We start from the raw sequence: 16,387 nt of genomic DNA, 5'->3' as shown, positions 1-16,387 counted from the left end.
CCTGCTATACTCCAACAACCGCTGTGCGTTTTGTAATTGTAGCTAAAATTTGCGCGCAAAGAACCTTTGCCAGGGGCTTGCCGCAATTTTATTATATTAGATAAACCTATTAACTTTAGAGAAGTAAACGGTGCTGTATCTCTTGGCATAGTTTTGGCTCATACCAGGGCAAGGTTAAAACTTTATTATGAAAAACTTCAAAAAGGTAGCAGTTGTATTCTCGATGTTGTTGGCGGTCGTGTTTTTTACGGCTGGGCAGGCGGTGGCACAGGGCGATGCCATGGGTAACGTGAAACAGGCCATGAAAGTAGGCTCGGCCAAAGACTTGGCCCGGAACTTCGGCAGCATGGTGGAAATTACCCTGGACGGCGGTGACGCCACCAGTTACAGCAGCACGCAGGCGGAGTATGTGATGAAGAACTTCTTTGCCAAGAATGCCCCGGTTGATTTCAGCGTGAACCACAACGGTACGTCTGATAAAGGCCAGCTGTATGCCATCGGTACTTACGCCTCAAACGGCGGCTCGTACACCGTGCTGATCCGGATGAAGTCCGCCGGAGGCAAATATCTGATCCACTCCATGAATTTTATCAAAGATTAAGACGATAATAATGAGATTTTTAGAAAGGCCCGGTATTTATACCGAGCCTTTTTTTATTTTTGCACCGTGAAACCGACTTATCTAACCGAAAACAGCATACGCGATTTTATCGCAGCGGCACTGGCCGAGGATGTAGGCGACGGAGACCACTCCTCGCTGGCAGCCATACCGGCCGATGCGCAGAACCAGGCGCGGCTGCTGGTGAAGGGCGACGGCATTCTGGCGGGCGTTGAGCTGGCCGGCTACATCTTCAAGGCCGTAGATCCCGCGTTGCAGCTGGAGGTGCTGCTGCAGGATGGCGCCGAGATCAAGAAAGGCGATGTGGCCTTTACGGTGAAGGGAAAGGCGCAGGCCATACTTACCGCCGAGCGTCTGGTGCTGAACTGCATGCAGCGCATGAGTGGCATCGCCAGTTATACCCATTACCTGTCGTCGCTGATTGCCGGCACGGGCGCCAAGCTGCTGGATACCCGCAAAACAACCCCTAACTTCCGGATGATGGAGAAATGGGCGGTGGTAATCGGCGGCGGCACAAACCACCGCTACGGCCTCTACGACATGGTGATGCTGAAGGACAACCACGTGGATTATGCCGGCGGCATCCGCGAGGCCATCACAGCCACGCAAAAATACCTGGCAGAGAAAGGGAAAGACCTGAAAATTGAGGTGGAGACCAGAACGCTGGACGAAGTGCGGGAGGCCATTGAGACCGGCGGCATCTACCGCATTATGCTTGATAACATGTCGCCTGCCCTGATGCGGGAGGCGGTTGCCATCATCGGCGGCAAGTATGAAACTGAGGCATCCGGCGGAATAACGGAGGAAACGATACGCGAAGTGGCCGAAACCGGCGTAGACTTCATATCGGTGGGCGCCTTGACGCACTCCATTAAAAGCATTGACCTTAGCCTGAAGGCGTACAAATAACATGGCCGCCGCCCCAGGGTGGCGTTTTATACCTGATTGCGCTCTGCAGGCTTGGCCGGAGGGGCCGGAAAAGAAAGAGCAGACTTTACATTTACAATTTTTATGCAGCAACCAAACCAAAGAGGTGGCCGCCGTGTGGCGCAGAACGCAAATCCACTGGCCATCCGGACTAAGAAATACCAGTTAGACAAGAACCTGTATACTAAAAAAGCACTGGCCCAGGTGTGGAGCAAGGACTGGTGGTATGCCCTGATCCCGCTGGCCCTGTTCCTGCTGCCGGCGGTATTCAGCTTTTCGTGGTGGTGGGTGGCCATTGCCATCATCGTAACCATCATCTTCGTGCTGCTGCGCTCTGCCCAGGTTATGAGCGTGACGCAGGTGGAGCAAGGCAGTCCGCTTTTCGAAAAGCTGACCTATGAGATTGACCAGCGCCAGATCCTGCTGAAGCGTAACGAGCGCGAGGGCATGACCATGACCTGGGATATGATTCAGCGGGTGCAGAAAACGGACGACGCCTACATGCTATGGCTGCAGCCGCCAAACGATGCGCAGATGCCGGGTGGCTGGAAAGGCTGGCTGGCCCGTACCTTTCAGGTGCCCGTGTTCATCCACATGCCCTACCGCATATTTAACGGTGTCAACGACCAGAAGCTGCTGGAGAACATCATGCGCCGCAAAAACCTGCTGGCCAGCACCGCCGCAACCCCTGCCGTGTAAGTTGCCGTAAACTAAAGTATAAACACATGCTTTGCAGCGACAGACGATGCGAGGCTGAACTTAGCAAGTATAAAAATCAACGATAATGAATAAGAACATTTTAACAGTATTTGCCGCGGCTAGTGCGCTCCTGATGGTTTCCTGCGATACGCCTTCAGATTTAAGGCCCGAGGCGAAAGTAACAACGGAGTACGTAGAGCCAGGCACCCGTAAAACTTTTAATGTAACCGATGCGGGTACTTTGGAGGCTACCGGTGGTGCGGTACAGCCTGGCGAAGTGGAGCACGGCGACGATGACATGCTAAACCATGACCCGGGCGGCAACCGCATCCGCAAGGGTGAGCCTGTAGAAGAGTCTGAGACATATAACGAAGCAGAGACAGTGGAAAACCGCTAGTCTTCTTAGTTTCCTTCTTACCTGCCGCTGTGGTACTCCCGCAGCGGCAGTTTTTTTGTGGCTGATGCAGGCTTTTTAACCGGATAATGGCGTATTGCCGGCACGCGTATGCTGCTTTCAGGTTTTTAGCCTATATTTGCAACATTATTGCTTTTAGATAGATCCCACATGGCCGTACAACAGGAGACAGAGTGGTTTAGTACCTGGTTCGACTCCCCTTACTATCACATCCTTTACAAGGACCGTGACATGCAGGAGGCGCGCCATTTTATTCATAACCTCCTGGTGCACCTGCACCCTAAGCCGCACGAGAAGATACTGGATCTTGCCTGCGGCAAAGGCCGGCACTCGCTGTACCTGAGCCAGCAGGGCTTTGAGGTGACTGGCATCGACCTCTCCCGCCAAAGTATAAACTACGCCAGGCAGTTTGCCAACGAGCGGCTGCATTTCGATGTGCATGACATGCGGCATGTGTACCGGCAGGAGGAGTTTGATTTTATACTGAACCTGTTCACCAGCTTCGGGTACTTCGAAACGGACACGGAGAATATTGTGGCGCTTTGTGCCACAGCCGAGAGCCTGAAGCACGGCGGAAAACTCGTGATTGATTTTATGAACACCGATAAGGTGATCGACCACCTGGTGGCGCATGAGGAAAAAGAGGTGCAGGGAATAAACTTTAAAATCACGCGCGGCGTAGAAAACGGCTTTATTATCAAAACGATAGATTTTGAGGACGCAGGAGAACACTACCACTTTGAGGAGCGGGTGCGGGCGCTGCGCCAGGAGGACTTTCTGGAGTACTTCAAAATGACGCAACTGCGCCTGGTAGAAACCTTCGGAGATTATGACCTGAACCCATACAACCAGGCCACCAGCGACCGGATGGTATTTGTCCTGAAGAAATAAAAACGCCCTGCATGATCATTGCTATACTTGCCCTTTTCATCACGGTAGTGCTTTCGGGCTTTCTGGTAAAAGTCTTTCCGCCAAGTAACACAAAATGGCTTAAAATCGCCCTTGCCTTCAGTGGGGCCTACCTGTTTACCATCACCATTGTGCACCTGCTGCCCGATGCCCTGTTGGGCTCTGATAACAGCTCTTACCAGGTTGGCTATTGGGTGTTGGCCGGGTTCTTTCTGCAACTGGTATTGGAGCAGTTTTCGCACGGTGTGGAGCACGGCCACATGCACCAGCACCACGGCCGCACCGATGCCATACCCTTTCTGCTGTTGGGCTCGCTGTTCATCCATTCCTTTCTGGAGGGGAGCATACTGGTGGAGCGGGGACATTCGCATGGCGGACATTCCCATACTTCCGATAATTTTTACGTGGTGCTGCTCGGTATTGCCCTGCACCACGTGCCGGCAGCCTTTGCCTTAATGTCGGTGCTGCTCTCGCGGCTCAACAACTTCAGGAAAGCCTTTATGTGGCTGCTGGTGTTTGCCATCGGTTCGCCGCTGGGAATTCTGGTGAGCAACACGGTGCTTGCCCAGGAGGCACCGGGCGGGCTTGTCTATACCGCGCTTACAGGCCTGGTAGCCGGTAACTTCCTGCACATCTCCACCACCATCCTCTTCGAAACCAGCCCCGATCACCGCTTTAACCAAGCCAAACTTATCGCTACGCTTGTCGGCCTGGCGCTGGCGCTGGTGAGTGATTTCATTTAGGCGCAGCCAGGTATAGCCCAGGTTTTCTGCTATTCCGGCCGCCGCTGCCCGGCACCTGAGGTTTTATACTTGCATAAGTATAATCGGGTGGGACTTTTCTGAAACGGGAAGAATTGTAGAGGATTTAGGCACTACCAGCGCCCCATGTAGCTTGCTCAAGTATAAAATAGCAATGGGAAAAGGCCTAAAAGCAAAAACCGGTACTATGCAGTACCGGCCTTTCTCACTTAAACATTAAACAAATACAGTTACTCCATGTAAGGGTAGTAGTCTTCTTCGATTATAAAACACGGAGGTTTGCTAAATGTTTGATAGCTAAGGTAAATTACCTGCTTTTTTTGATTGGCTGGGCTGAGCAGTTGATTTCTGATAGCCGGCAACAGAAGCAACCTTCATCATACTAGCTCATAAGCATTGAGGACAGACCTTTGCTGAAAGGATAGCTAATCGGATTTTAAACTACGAGTATAGCATACCCCGCTAATGAGCGTAGAAACGCAGTAAGCAGCACACTTAAAAGGCAGCTACTAGAGTTCAGTCAGGAAATGGAGAGATAGTATGGTCCGGAAAGGATAGGCTACATTACTGTAGAAAGCAGCGTGGCAACGAGTGCTTTTACGGTGATGATTACAGCGCCTGCTCTTGCTGCGTCTGCTTCCTCTTCTTCAGAGCCAAAGGCATTGCGGAAGTAATCCAGCGGGCTTTCCAGCACCTCGGCATCCAGAACAGATTTATCACGCGGCTTGGTGGCGGCTACCTTCGCTTTGGCGGCAGGAGCAACTGTTTTTTGGTCTGAAGACACAGTGGCGGTAGTCTGCTGTGTCGAAACGGCGGTACCGTTGGCAGTACCATTGCTGGTGCCGGTACCATTGTTTTCAGCATGGGCCTGGGCTACGGGCATAAAGAGCATGCATAGCAGTATGATGGCTGCCATTGGCAAAAACTCGCGCACAGTTCCCCAAACTTTTGTCATGCCCAAATGTACACAAGCAATTACGAAATATCAAGAAATATTTTGGATAATTTAGAGAATACTGTTTTTGCTATGGTTAAGTGGTGATTTTGCTATTGTGAAGTTCAAAAAAGGCCTTAATCAGCTGCCTAGCGGCCTTTTGCAGCTTTCACCACCTTCATTTTTACAGGTGCTACGCCAGCGTCCAGCATGCCTACGCGCCTTGCCGCCGCCTCAGACAAATCGATGATGCGCCCGCGTACGAACGGTCCACGATCGGTTATCTCCACTTTCACGGTTTTCCTGGTTTGTGTGTTCGTTACCTTCACCTTGGTGCCGAAGGGAAGTTCCTTATGGGCGGCTGTCAGTTTGCCCCGTCGGTACTTCTCGCCGTTGGCCATGGTGCGGCCCTGAAACTTCCGGGCGTAATAAGAGGCTTTGCCTTGTTCGGTATAACCCTTTTCCCCGAAACCGGGGGCAGTGCTGGCGCAGGAGCTCATGCAGAGGGCTACCAGGGTGGCCGCAAAGGCATGCCTGGCGCATCGAACTAAAGGCTGAAGGGGTGCAGGTAAGTTTGTGTACATGTTTGCTAACGTATGGGTGTAGGTGAAACGGCAACCTGGCGGATGAATTGCCTGATTTGGGCCGATAAATCTTCTGTGTTGAGTGTATCCAGCGGGTGGCGGGTAGCGGGGAGCACCTGCAGGCGGACGTTTGGGAGCAGCCGGTAAGCCCAGAGCGTCTCCTCCACCGTCACCATATTGTCGCGGTCGCCCACAGTTACCTGCACCGGCAGCTGTACCTGTGGCAGCGTGCCGGCGGTAAGTATGGGCGAATTGCCTAAGCCGCGCATCATGCCGGCCGTGTGGCGCATCAGCTGCTGCCAGCTTTGGGGGGCATGGCGTTGGGCGAGGGTGGCGGCAAACTGGGGCACCTTCTCGGCCACCTTTTCCGGGTTCAGCAGCTTCGTTTCTTTCTCGGCGGCCTCAGGCGACCAGGCAAACTTAGTGGCCAGCGTATGAATGCTCCGGATGCGCTCAGGGTGCTGCAGGGCCAGGCTTAGCGCAGCATAGCCGCCCATGCTGTACCCGAAAATGTGCGCGCTGCCAATCTCCTCCTCCTCCAGAAATGCCAGCACCTCCTGCGCTAGTTGCTGCATGGTAAAAGGCTCCTGAGGCAGTGGTTTGCCCCCATGGCCTGAAAAATCGAGGGTGTGTACCCGAAAAGAATCCTGAAGCGCCTGTTTAAGCGGCTCCAGCATCGCGGCCGAGCCGAGGGCGCCGTGTAGCAGTAATAGGTTTTCCATAGCTATCAAAATTCAGCGGAAAGTTCCGGCAGCGTAACGTATGCCGTTTACGTATAGGCCGCCGCGCACCGCTTCTCCCAAATCTATGAAAATCAGCTTAACTATGCCCGCCAAAAAGTATAAATTGCCTGCAGCAAGTATAAACAGCGCAATCAGATGACAATAGAAGACCTACAGGAGCTGTGCCGGCAGCTGCCCGGTGTAACCGAAAGTATAAAGTGGGAGCACGACCTGTGCTTTTGCGTGGCCGATAAAATGTTTCTGGTGGTGGGCCTGGATGCCTCGCCCGTGACGGCATCGTTTAAAGTGGAGCCGGAAGCGTTTGAGGAGATGAGCACCCGTACCGGTTTTAAGCCAGCCCCGTACCTGGCCCGCTACAAGTGGGTGGCGCTGGATGATATTAACCGCCTGAGTCCGACCGATTGGGACAAGTATGCGCGGCACTCTTACCGGCTGGTAGTGGAGAAGCTGCCCAAAAAGATGCGGCAGAAAGTGGGCATCTAAAAGAAAAGAGCCGGAGTTTTTAGCTCCGGCTCTTCTTTTTATTGCTTTATTTGATAGTTGTATACCTCCACAGCCTGCGTCAGCTTATCCTTGCGGAACAGGTTGATGACCAGCTGTGCCCCAAGTATACCGGCGCCGGCATACATCATGGGGGAAATGTTGATGTTGGTGCCGCCGTTCAACGTTTCCTCTGTGTTGTTGATCGAACTGAACGCCCCATACGCCAGCAAGCCAGCCCCCACGATGGAAATACCCGTGTTGATAAGTTTGTCCTTTTTATAACGGCCCAGCAGTGCCATGCTGGAGGCGTTATCGGCCAGCGCCATCTCCAGGTTGTCGTACTCCAGCAGGTAAAGCGGGCCATTGTCCTTCGAGAAGAAATAGATGCGCCTACGGCTGGTGTTAGGGCCTCCGTACCCGTAGCCGTACGGCGAGTAACCGTATCTGTCGTAGGTAGTGCGGGTGGTGAAAAAGCGGTCGATGCGCGGGCCGTCGGTGATGCGCTTGGCAAAGGAGTCGTAGCTTTTGCCGGCCTCCACGCGTGCAAAGTAGCCGTCCTCGCTCTGGAAGATGTTCACTACGCTGGGGTTAAACTGCAGCGAGTCATCGAGCAGGAAGTAGTTCGACTTAAAGATAGGCGACTTAAACTGTAGCTTATCGGCATAGTAGATCTGGCCATCCTGAAGCTGCACAAAATAGCGGCCATTGCCGTTCTGGGCGAAGCCGGTGTAGCCCAGGAACAGGCCCAGCACCAGCAAGCAAAGGGTTTTTATCTTCATCATGATTAAATTTACGAAATTTTAAGCTTAACTAAACAGCAAAATCAGCATCACCACCATACCCAGCAGGGCCATGTACACCCAGTGCATCAGCGGGCCGCGGTGCTTGTTGGGCACCGAGTTGCTCACCACCATTACCACGGTAAGCAGGCAAAGCAGGTACAAGAGTATAAACGTAACGGCTTTCACCCAGTTGGGCACCACCGTGTTTTCGGGCTGGTACTGGTTGCTCATGCCCATGCCCGAGAGCAGCCACTGCAACCCGAAGTATACCACCAGCTCAAAGACAATAAAGTAGAAGAGCCAGGCTAACCTGGCGTGTCTGCCGCTGCTCATGGGGTCAGGGTTTTGAAAAAGTGATAGCTCTTGATATGAAATCCCTCCCGGAAGTAAAAGCGATGGGCAGCACTGTTTGTAACGTACGCATCGAGCATAATAGTATGGCAGCCCTCCTGCGAGGCCAGCTGCAGCATCCAGTCGGAGAGCAGCTTGCCCACACCGGCCGACCGATGCGCCTCCTCCACCACAAAGTTATCCACCTCCAGGTACTTGCCACTGTAGAATTTGGCCGCTATCCAGAAGCCCGAAAGGCCCACGCAGGTGCCGCTCTCGCTAAAAGCGCCCACCATACGGTAGTTTTGCGGCAGCATAATACGCAGCAGCTCCTCGTAGCGCTCCAGATCCAGGAGAGGGTTCAGCTGCCGGATCAGGGGGTACTGTGCGAGCATAGCGGGCAGTCCGGCTATTTCGCGCAAGGTGTAAGCAGGCGTGGCAGTTCGGTTCATGGAGGTTACATCAGCTTTACATAGAATAGATAATGCAAAAGCGGTTTTGCACTTTTTTAGAAGTATAAAAACACCGCTGCCGCTCAGCAAATATACTATTTTGCCCTGCAATGCACCCGCAGATTATGAAATGGCAGCCCGGTTGGTGTATGAATTTAACAAGATTTTGCATATACCTTCAACCATTTTGAAACATTCTGAGGGGGAATAGCCGTTAAAATACAAGGAGAATGTAGGGATATGAAGCTTTTAAGAAATATAACGTTAGATAAATATAATTTCGTTGCAGACAGCATGACACGGAAGATCTTCAGCACCCGGTACGAAAATCTTAAAACTTTTATTTTCTACCACGATGCTGAAAGCAAATTCAAGTTGGTTGTGGCGAAAGAAGATGACCCACCCATCATTGTGGAACAGGCTATAACGAGGGCGCAGGCCTTCCGATTAATGAACACCCGCCCCTAACGAAGGCGGGTTTTTTGTTAACCTACGTTTCTTCCCACTGCCTATGAACATTCAAAACAAATACTACAGAATCGCGCTTATCGGTGCCGCCGTTTGCATCGTGCTGCAGGTGGTGCTGTTCTTCGCAGTTGACCCTTACCTGGCCTCGGTGGTATCGCCGCTTTACTCTATCTGGGTAATTTTATTTGTGGTGGGTTGGCGAACCGAGCATCCCCGGCGGTAAGTACAGCCTTTGCGTAGCCTGCTTTTTTTGCAGATGAGGTAGCCTGTGCACCACTGGCTTTCAGGCATAATTGCTAGAGCGTATGCGCATCGGGCACTATTTGTGCTTTGGTTAGCTTATACAACTATAGCCAAAAGAAAGCATGGATCAGACGCAAGAGAGAATAATGGCCGATGAACACCACGTGCAGCACATGTTTCTGCTGGTGGAGAACAGTGATATGGTGTGTATGCTCAATATCGCCGGCCACCCCTACCGCCTGCGCGAGTTGATATTTAAGATGGTGGAAAACGGGTGCAGGGTGAAACAGACAACAGCAGAAAGCTTCAACACCTTTAGTTATGATAAAGAGACGGTGGAAGTATACGATTATCTGACATCCATCATCAAAGCCAAGTTTGCGTAGCTTCGGCTGCCTATCCTGTAAAAGAAAAAGGCTGCCCCTTCGGGTAGCCTTTTTCTTTTACAGCTGCTTGATTTCTATCTCGCGGAACTTGCCTGTGTCTTCGTGGTAGGGCAACTTTACCTGTAACTGGCCATCTTCGTACACGGCCTCAATGCGTTTCAGGTCTACCTGAGGTGGCAGCATAAATGTTCGGTTGAACATAGGAGCGGCCATTTCCGGGTTCTCATCGCTCTGCAGCACCGAGAACAGGGTCAGTTGGTTGTTGTTGAGCACGACCTTAAACGACTCCGGGTTCACGCTTGCCGCCCACACGTTGATGACAGCGCCTTTCTTATATTTTTCTACATCCACATATGTCTCACTCACACCGCCGCCGAGAGTGTTCAGCAAGTCGATCTGGTGGGCAATGTTTCTTAAAAATTCTTTATCTTTTATAAGTTTCATAGCTAAGTCTTTCTTCGATTTACACTAGTGGTATTGCAAACAGGATGCCAAATGCAACTGTGTGTCGTAAAGTTGGTATGATTAAATCAGATAAGACAAAGTGGCTTACAGGCATGTTTTTACTGCTGGTTTAATGTCATTCTGGCGGTTCTTCGACACATCGCCATATGATAAAAGTGCAAAGGCTGATGGAGCGTGCGGTAGTGCTCTATGCAGCTATTAGCTGTACAACTCAAATACTGCCCAAGTAAGAGTGCCTTCTTAATTCCTCTTGTCGCTTGTATGCCTTTTATGGCTACGCACAGGCTATTCCAAAAATGAGAATCAGACTCCAGAATGTATATAGTTAATTCCATATATGGGATTATCAGGAAGAAGCAGTAAAGAGGCATGAAAAATTGTGCGCCAGAAAACTTATACTTCAGAAGGTGCAAATAATTGTGTAATAGTGCGTTGCCTGGTAATATATGGTGAATGTTATATAAAATATTTCCTCCTCCTAAAGGTTTGCCAAGCAATGGAGGTGTTGGCATACTTATTTCATTTAGGAAACCAGATATTACAACTAAGTACCTCATGAAATACCTTTACCTGCTTACTACCTTAGTACTTTTAGCTTACACAACACAGGCTCAGATTACAATTTATCACGAAGATTTTAGCACAACAGTTGAAGGAATCACTGCTGCTCCTGCGGGTTCCTGGGCTGCCTACACGGATGGAGTGACTACTAACTCCGACCCATTGGCCTCGAGAGGCGTTTACTACAGCACAACGCAAACTGTAAACGGAACCCAGGCATTTGTTGTCAGGAATAAGGTGTCGACCTTAGGCTTCAGCTCCGCAACTATTACATGGTCGGAGTACAGAACATCTGGAAAGGACGGTAACTCATCCCCGGTGAACCTGTATTACAGCGTTGATGGCATTACTTATACCAAAATCACAGGCTTCACCCAGAAAAACACCACCTACAACACCTGGACCAAAATAAACGACGGAGTGGCCTTTCTGCTGCCCGCGGCCGCATTGGGTCAGTCAAACCTTCACCTGAAGTGGGAAGTCTCTGTGCCTTTGAGTAATGGATCCAATAAACAAAGTGCCTTCTATGGCATAGATGATATTTCTATCTCCGGAATGCCCGAGGAAGGCGTGTCGGTACTGAATTGGGCTGACATTGCGCTTAACGAAGATCCTTTCGCGGCAGGCAAATCGTATGCGGTTCATGAAAATAGCGTGACTTTCTCCAGGGCAAGTGCAGCCGGTGTTACAGTTTCGAAGGCATTGGTAACCAACGCTGATTTCCAGAACCCGATTAAATCGCTGACCCTGATACAGACAGGGGCTACCGCAACAAGAGGCACAACTCTGAAAATGAATTTCACAGAGCCGGTCTCTGACCTGACCTTCACCCTTTTTGATGTGGATCAGGTGACGGGGCAGTTTCAGGACCAGCTGGTGATAAAAGGCAAAGGCTTTTGGGGCCAGGAGATAATCCTGAAGAAAACAAAGGTGAAAACCACTTTCAACAATAGCTTTAGCCCTACCGCTAGTTCTGCAACCGGTGTTTCAGGTGCCGATGTGGCTGCCGCAGCGAACGGTGGTAACGTTACATTTACCTTCAGCGAGCCTGTGGGCGAGGTTACGATAGAATACTATAACAACGATGCCGCGAAGGGTAACCAGGGCATTGGCATTCATAACCTGAACTGGAGAAGAGCACATGCCATCTCAGCACTTCCCGTTGAATTGATTTTCTTTAAAGGTGCAGTGCAGAACAGCAGTGCAAAATTATCCTGGGCAACAGCACAGGAGCAGGAGAACGAAAAGTTTGAAGTGGAGCGCAGCCTTGATGGCAAAACCTTTTTAAAGGTTGGGGAAGTTCAGGGGAAAGGCAACAGCAGCATCAGGACCGCCTACAGCTATACAGATACAACCCCTGGGGCAGGTACTACCTATTACCGTCTGCGCCAGATTGATTACGACGGCACCGTATCCTTTTCAAACGTTATTGCACTTAATGTTCAGGGGCAAAGCTTACAGGGCGCTAATTTGGCTAACATATACCCCACTTTAGCCTCTTCCGAAGTAAACATTAGCCTGGCTGTTGACCAGGCGACCGTACGGGTGCTTGATGTAAACGGACGCGCTGTTGGGCAGTACACACTGAAAACCAGCAGTATGGTGTTGCCAGTGGAGAACCTACAGCCAGGCGTGTACTTTGTAGTGATAACAGATGGGACCCGGCAGCAAACACAGCGCATTGTAAAGCGATAAACATCAATCCACCCAAACATGGTGCATAGATAACCCCGGCTACTCTAAGTGGCCGGGGTTATTTTTACGCTGCAGTGATGGAAACAGTGTTTCCGGTAGAAGCAACTTTTATGGTTAATCGTTTTTGGTGGTGTCGGGCTTGGCGAGGTTGTGAATGGCTGGCCCCTCCAGCACCTCTCCCTCCACCGAGAACCGGCTACCGTGGCAAGGGCAGTCCCAGCTCTTCTCGGCGTTGTTAAAATGCACCACGCAGCCCATGTGCGTGCATATGGATGACACCACGTGCAGCTTTCCCTCCTCATCGCGGTAGGCGGCTAGTTTCTCGTCGTCTATCTCAATTGTTTTGCCTTCCCCGACCTTCACGTCTTTTAGCTGGTCTACGTCTCCGTAAAACAGGTAATCCTTAATCAGGTGCGTGGCTACATGAAAGTTCTCTTTCAGGAATTTTGGTGCAGAGGCGGCCGGTGTAAAGCGCGTTGGAGAGAAATAGCTGGCCCACTCGTTCTCTTTGCCAAGTATAAGGTCCTGTATGATCATGGCTGACACGGTGCCCCAGGTCAGACCGTCGGCGGCAAAACCAGTGGCAATGTAGGTGTTGTGCTGCGTGGGGCTGGTGCCAATGTAAGGCAGGTTATCGGCAGGCTTGTAGTTCTGAGCTGCCCATTTGTACACGATGTGGTCTACATCAAAATGCTTCGTCATGTATTCCTCCAGCCTTAGAAAACACTCCTCGTTGTGCTCTTTGTGGCCTACTACGTGCGGCTCCCCGAGTACCAGCAAAAAGTTGCCCTGCGCGTTGCTGTACGGGCGCACCGAGTGGTGCTGGCCCTTCACTACATGCCAGTATACCCCTCCGGAGGGTAGCTCACCCTTCAGGCGCACGGCCATAGCGTACTCCCGGTACGGTTCCATGGCGGTATGCACGGCATAGATGCCTTTAGGCGAGTGCGTGGCCATCACCACCTGTTTGGCTCTAACGGTACCCTGCTGGGTTTTGACCACGCATGGCTCGCCGTCTTCCACGTCCATCACCTTGGTGCCCTCGTAAATGCGGCAGTTGTCACTCTCAATGGCGGAAGCGAGCCCCTGCACATACTTCAGCGGGTTAAACTGCGCCTGGTGTGCAATGTTCACGATGGCGTCTACCTGGTATGGGAAACCGGCGGGTGGCTCCGGGCTTACCGGAAGATTGGCCTTTCGGGCAGCATCCAGCTCCTTTTCTACCTGCTTGCTCTGATCGCTCGAATCTGGTGTGGTAAAAAGGTACCAGGGAACGCGGTTAAACTCACAGTCGATGTTGAATTCTCTTACCCGCTCCTCTATAAAGTTAATGGCTGCCGTTCTGGAGTCGGTTACTGCGCGCATCGCTCCTTCCCCATGCTTCGACTCGATGGAAGACAACCGCTCGTCGATGGGGGCGTACAGGTTGCCTGTGGACGAGCCTGTGGTGCCGGAGCCCACTTTCAGGGCCTCCAGCACGGCCACCCGCTTGCCTGCTTTGGCTAAAAGGTATGCGGTGCTAAGGCCGGTTATGCCTGCGCCAACTACGGCTACATCTACTTCTATGTCTCCCTGTAGCTGTGGAAACGTTTTAAACGCTGTGGTGGCGCTCCATAATGCTTGTGTGATATGATCTGCTGTCATCCTATTTCCGCGTTAGTGTATGTTTAGGTTTCGCAGAAAAAGCAATTCAGGTTTTAAAAATCTAAAAATATAAAGTTATAGACCAAATTAGGGAGGTAAGCAATAGCCAGGAGTATTGCAGGCAGGGGGTAGCTTGTCGTGGATTATAGTGCCGGCGTAGCATTCGGAGCAGCGTGCGGTTGCTTTCGCTGGTTCACCACCTTGCTTGGTAGGGGAAGCAGGCTGCAAAGTATATGTGGTGCGTTGCGTGTGCTCTGGTGTAACCCCTATGAACCGCTGTTGAATAGAAGATAATCTATGTCACCAAAAACTTGTAACTCGTATAAGAGCGGGCTTATATTTGTAGTCCCGGTAAACATGTAGCGCCCCCTGATAGTATGATTACAACCTATTTCCAGAATAACGTAGTGACCATAACGTATGATGATGAATTGCAGATGGGCACTGCGGTTTGGGAAGGATTCCTGAGCAGCGAAGAGTTTCGGGAAGCCATTACCACCTGCTTTCGCATGATAGAGGAGTACAAGCCGCTCCGCTGGCTGGGAGACAACCGCAAAATGAAAGTGATACGGCAGGCAGACCAGGTATGGTTTGCGCAGCACATCCTGCCACAACTGCAGCAATCATCGCTTCGCCGGAATGCCGTACTTGTTTCGGAAGACTTCTTTAACCGAACGGCTGTAGAGCAGATCTATAAGCGGGCAGAAGGCGCAGGTGACCTGATAACCAAAGACTTTGAGGACAAAGCCCTGGCGCTGGCATGGCTGACAGAACCTATAGTGCAGGAGTCTAGATAAGTACCCCCCCCCATCGTTTTCGAAGCCTTCCCCCTGTTTTCCTATACCTGGGTTAGCCGCTGCTTCTAGCTACAAGCAAGGCATCCCTAACTCAAATAGCCCCTTCCGCTCATCATTACTTTGTGGTGGCCTTAGGGCTTATCTGCACACATAGCTTTGCAAAAAATCAACCCAAAACCAGTATAGGCGGCGCCTTTCCTTTGGCCAGTTTCCGCGGTAAAAAAACAAAAAAGATAGCTGCCAGCCACTTTATACTTGCCCTGTCAGAGACACCCGAATAACCATAAAGAGTGCACGCCGTAGACTTTAATACGAACCAACAAGACAAAAACTATGAAGAAAAGTACTATAATGATGATTCTTGGGGTTGCAGCCTTTACGGCCTGTAACGACCCGGAAGGAACAGTAGAAAACGATACGATGGGCGATGCGACGGCTGACACTGCCGTTGCCTACCAGGATGAGCGCGGAGCAGTTGAAGCTGACGGCGTGCAGATAAAAGATGTGGGAGAGGATTTCTGGGCAGGCATTGACTGGGATGCACCCGTAGTAGATGACCCTGAAATGAAAAATGCTGGCGTGGAGGTACGCTCTAACAACCAGTATAACATCTATACCATGGACGACCGTGTGCTTTTCGATACGGATAAGGCACAGATCAGGCCTGAAGGCGAGCAGAAGCTGCAGGAAATTGTGAACGAAGTAAAGAACCTGCCACAGAACGGGCAGATCCGTATATTTGGCCACGCTGATGCGCGGGCCAGCAACGAGTATAACAAAGAACTTTCGGCAGAGCGCGCCAGGGCCGTGCAGGACTGGCTCCAGAACAAGGGAGGCATTAACGCGAACCGCCTGTCTATAGAGGCAATGGGCGAAACAGAGCCGAGAGCCACCAACGAAACAGCCAGGGGCCGACAGCTTAACCGCCGCGTAGCCGTGGTGGTAGTTACCCAGCAGTCATAAAACACCATTGCACTTAAACATAAAAGCCGCTGATTTACCATCAGCGGCTTTTATGTTATATCGGTTTTTGAGTTTGGCTTATCTTCTGAATCTAAGTTCGGCGCCATCCTGAATATACCAGAATTCGTCTTCATCTAATTTGGATACCACCACCTCATACTCATCCTGGGTGTCTTTGTCGAATAGAATTACCCTTTCATTGTTCTTGTACTCCCACACGCCTTCTACCACCACATCGCCCTGATAGGTTTCGACATAGCTGCCGTCCCGGTCGAAAGTAGTTGTGTATGCTTTCCAGTCAAAGCCTTGCTGCTCCTTAATTCTATCTGTTAGGTCTTCTCCATCAACATATATGGCGCTGCCTGTCCATTCACCTCCTGTTAAAAGCGAAACGTTTGGAGATACATCATCATCGTCGTCTTTGCCACAGCTGGAGAGCGTTAGGGAAAACAGGGTCAGGAAGAGAATTGCGAGTAGGTTAAGATTTTTCATGGGCTGAAGGTATGGTGTTACAAAACAATAAAAGT

The 16,387-nt window shown here is 51.1% G+C and carries 22 protein-coding genes; 13 read left to right on the top strand and 9 right to left on the bottom strand.

The genetic code is table 11. The features are described from left to right. Positions 1-187: 187 nt before the first annotated feature. The 6 genes from A0W33_RS08110 to A0W33_RS08085 all read left to right on the top strand — a co-directional run bounded on the left by A0W33_RS08110 (position 188) and on the right by A0W33_RS08085 (position 4,312). The gene (locus tag A0W33_RS08110) at positions 188-601 is read left to right on the top strand and encodes a DUF4783 domain-containing protein (RefSeq protein ID WP_068837681.1); all 414 of its coding nucleotides are present in this window, start codon (positions 188-190) and stop codon (positions 599-601) included. 66 nt (positions 602-667) lie between these two features. Next, positions 668-1,528 carry a carboxylating nicotinate-nucleotide diphosphorylase gene (gene nadC / locus A0W33_RS08105; RefSeq protein WP_068837680.1) on the top strand — a complete coding sequence of 287 codons (861 nt, stop codon included), beginning with the start codon at positions 668-670 and terminating at the stop codon, positions 1,526-1,528. Between the two features lie 102 nt (positions 1,529-1,630). Then, positions 1,631-2,245: a hypothetical protein gene (locus A0W33_RS08100; RefSeq protein ID WP_068840011.1), complete on the top strand. Its 615-nt coding sequence runs from the start codon at positions 1,631-1,633 to the stop codon at positions 2,243-2,245. Between the two features lie 85 nt (positions 2,246-2,330). After that, entirely contained in the window at positions 2,331-2,642 is a 312-nt protein-coding gene (locus A0W33_RS08095; RefSeq protein ID WP_068837679.1) for a hypothetical protein, read from the top strand. A gap of 168 nt (positions 2,643-2,810) precedes the next feature. Next, the gene (locus A0W33_RS08090; protein ID WP_068837678.1) at positions 2,811-3,551 is read left to right on the top strand and encodes an SAM-dependent methyltransferase; all 741 of its coding nucleotides are present in this window, start codon (positions 2,811-2,813) and stop codon (positions 3,549-3,551) included. A gap of 11 nt (positions 3,552-3,562) precedes the next feature. After that, on the top strand, positions 3,563-4,312 hold the full coding sequence (locus A0W33_RS08085) for a ZIP family metal transporter (RefSeq protein ID WP_068837677.1): 750 nt from the start codon (positions 3,563-3,565) through the stop codon (positions 4,310-4,312). 577 nt (positions 4,313-4,889) lie between these two features. On the opposite strand, the gene A0W33_RS08080 is transcribed toward A0W33_RS08085, so the two are convergent. From A0W33_RS08080 to A0W33_RS08070, 3 genes are all read right to left on the bottom strand, one after another. Beyond that, complete coding sequence (locus A0W33_RS08080; protein ID WP_139237146.1) at positions 4,890-5,285, bottom strand: hypothetical protein; 396 nt, start codon at positions 5,283-5,285, stop codon at positions 4,890-4,892. A gap of 128 nt (positions 5,286-5,413) precedes the next feature. Beyond that, positions 5,414-5,848 (bottom strand): septal ring lytic transglycosylase RlpA family protein, encoded by a 435-nt coding sequence (locus A0W33_RS08075; RefSeq protein ID WP_308428464.1) that lies wholly within the window; start codon positions 5,846-5,848, stop codon positions 5,414-5,416. A gap of 5 nt (positions 5,849-5,853) precedes the next feature. Further along, a complete protein-coding gene (locus tag A0W33_RS08070) occupies positions 5,854-6,570 on the bottom strand; it encodes an alpha/beta fold hydrolase (RefSeq protein ID WP_068837674.1) in 717 nt (238 codons plus the stop codon). A gap of 156 nt (positions 6,571-6,726) precedes the next feature. Here A0W33_RS08070 and A0W33_RS08065 point away from each other — a divergent pair, with 156 nt between their 5' ends. Continuing rightward, the gene (locus A0W33_RS08065; RefSeq protein ID WP_068837673.1) at positions 6,727-7,074 is read left to right on the top strand and encodes an MmcQ/YjbR family DNA-binding protein; all 348 of its coding nucleotides are present in this window, start codon (positions 6,727-6,729) and stop codon (positions 7,072-7,074) included. A 38-nt stretch (positions 7,075-7,112) separates the two neighbouring features. Here A0W33_RS08065 and A0W33_RS08060 read toward each other — a convergent pair whose 3' ends face one another. The 3 genes from A0W33_RS08060 to A0W33_RS08050 are packed head-to-tail and all read right to left on the bottom strand — an operon-like array spanning position 7,113 to position 8,638. Next, a complete protein-coding gene (locus A0W33_RS08060; protein WP_229802094.1) occupies positions 7,113-7,856 on the bottom strand; it encodes a hypothetical protein in 744 nt (247 codons plus the stop codon). 24 nt (positions 7,857-7,880) lie between these two features. Next, a complete protein-coding gene (locus tag A0W33_RS08055; protein ID WP_068837672.1) occupies positions 7,881-8,189 on the bottom strand; it encodes a hypothetical protein in 309 nt (102 codons plus the stop codon). Beyond that, positions 8,186-8,638, bottom strand: a complete 453-nt coding sequence (locus tag A0W33_RS08050) for a GNAT family N-acetyltransferase (protein WP_068837671.1) — start codon at positions 8,636-8,638, stop codon at positions 8,186-8,188. The genes A0W33_RS08055 and A0W33_RS08050 overlap by 4 nt, the downstream gene beginning before the upstream one ends. 294 nt (positions 8,639-8,932) lie before the next feature. On the opposite strand from A0W33_RS08050, the gene A0W33_RS08045 reads away from it, so the two are divergent. From A0W33_RS08045 to A0W33_RS08035, 3 genes are all read left to right on the top strand, one after another. Then, positions 8,933-9,106 carry a hypothetical protein gene (locus tag A0W33_RS08045; RefSeq protein ID WP_229802095.1) on the top strand — a complete coding sequence of 58 codons (174 nt, stop codon included), beginning with the start codon at positions 8,933-8,935 and terminating at the stop codon, positions 9,104-9,106. Between the two features lie 43 nt (positions 9,107-9,149). Next, on the top strand, positions 9,150-9,329 hold the full coding sequence (locus A0W33_RS08040; protein ID WP_068837669.1) for a hypothetical protein: 180 nt from the start codon (positions 9,150-9,152) through the stop codon (positions 9,327-9,329). 142 nt (positions 9,330-9,471) lie between these two features. Further along, positions 9,472-9,735: a hypothetical protein gene (locus A0W33_RS08035; RefSeq protein ID WP_068837668.1), complete on the top strand. Its 264-nt coding sequence runs from the start codon at positions 9,472-9,474 to the stop codon at positions 9,733-9,735. Positions 9,736-9,792: 57 nt separating this feature from the next. Here the strand turns inward: A0W33_RS08035 and A0W33_RS08030 are convergent, their stop codons facing one another. After that, positions 9,793-10,179, bottom strand: a complete 387-nt coding sequence (locus A0W33_RS08030; RefSeq protein ID WP_068837667.1) for an Hsp20/alpha crystallin family protein — start codon at positions 10,177-10,179, stop codon at positions 9,793-9,795. Positions 10,180-10,755: 576 nt separating this feature from the next. On the opposite strand from A0W33_RS08030, the gene A0W33_RS08020 reads away from it, so the two are divergent. Further along, complete coding sequence (locus A0W33_RS08020) at positions 10,756-12,456, top strand: T9SS type A sorting domain-containing protein (protein ID WP_068837665.1); 1,701 nt, start codon at positions 10,756-10,758, stop codon at positions 12,454-12,456. A 114-nt stretch (positions 12,457-12,570) separates the two neighbouring features. Here the strand turns inward: A0W33_RS08020 and A0W33_RS08015 are convergent, their stop codons facing one another. Then, on the bottom strand, positions 12,571-14,100 hold the full coding sequence (locus A0W33_RS08015) for an FAD-dependent oxidoreductase (protein ID WP_068837664.1): 1,530 nt from the start codon (positions 14,098-14,100) through the stop codon (positions 12,571-12,573). Positions 14,101-14,477: 377 nt separating this feature from the next. Here A0W33_RS08015 and A0W33_RS08010 point away from each other — a divergent pair, with 377 nt between their 5' ends. Together A0W33_RS08010 and A0W33_RS08005 are read left to right on the top strand one after the other, a co-directional pair. Continuing rightward, positions 14,478-14,897, top strand: coding sequence for a hypothetical protein (locus tag A0W33_RS08010; protein WP_068837663.1), 420 nt, complete (start codon positions 14,478-14,480; stop codon positions 14,895-14,897). A 333-nt stretch (positions 14,898-15,230) separates the two neighbouring features. Further along, on the top strand, positions 15,231-15,860 hold the full coding sequence (locus A0W33_RS08005) for an OmpA family protein (RefSeq protein WP_068837662.1): 630 nt from the start codon (positions 15,231-15,233) through the stop codon (positions 15,858-15,860). A gap of 78 nt (positions 15,861-15,938) precedes the next feature. Here the strand turns inward: A0W33_RS08005 and A0W33_RS08000 are convergent, their stop codons facing one another. Beyond that, positions 15,939-16,352, bottom strand: a complete 414-nt coding sequence (locus A0W33_RS08000; protein WP_068837661.1) for a hypothetical protein — start codon at positions 16,350-16,352, stop codon at positions 15,939-15,941. Positions 16,353-16,387: the final 35 nt, after the last annotated feature.

It is taken from the genome of Pontibacter akesuensis, assembly GCF_001611675.1.
GTDB lineage: Bacteria > Bacteroidota > Bacteroidia > Cytophagales > Hymenobacteraceae > Pontibacter > Pontibacter akesuensis.
This window is presented reverse-complemented; position numbering and strand designations above follow the sequence as displayed.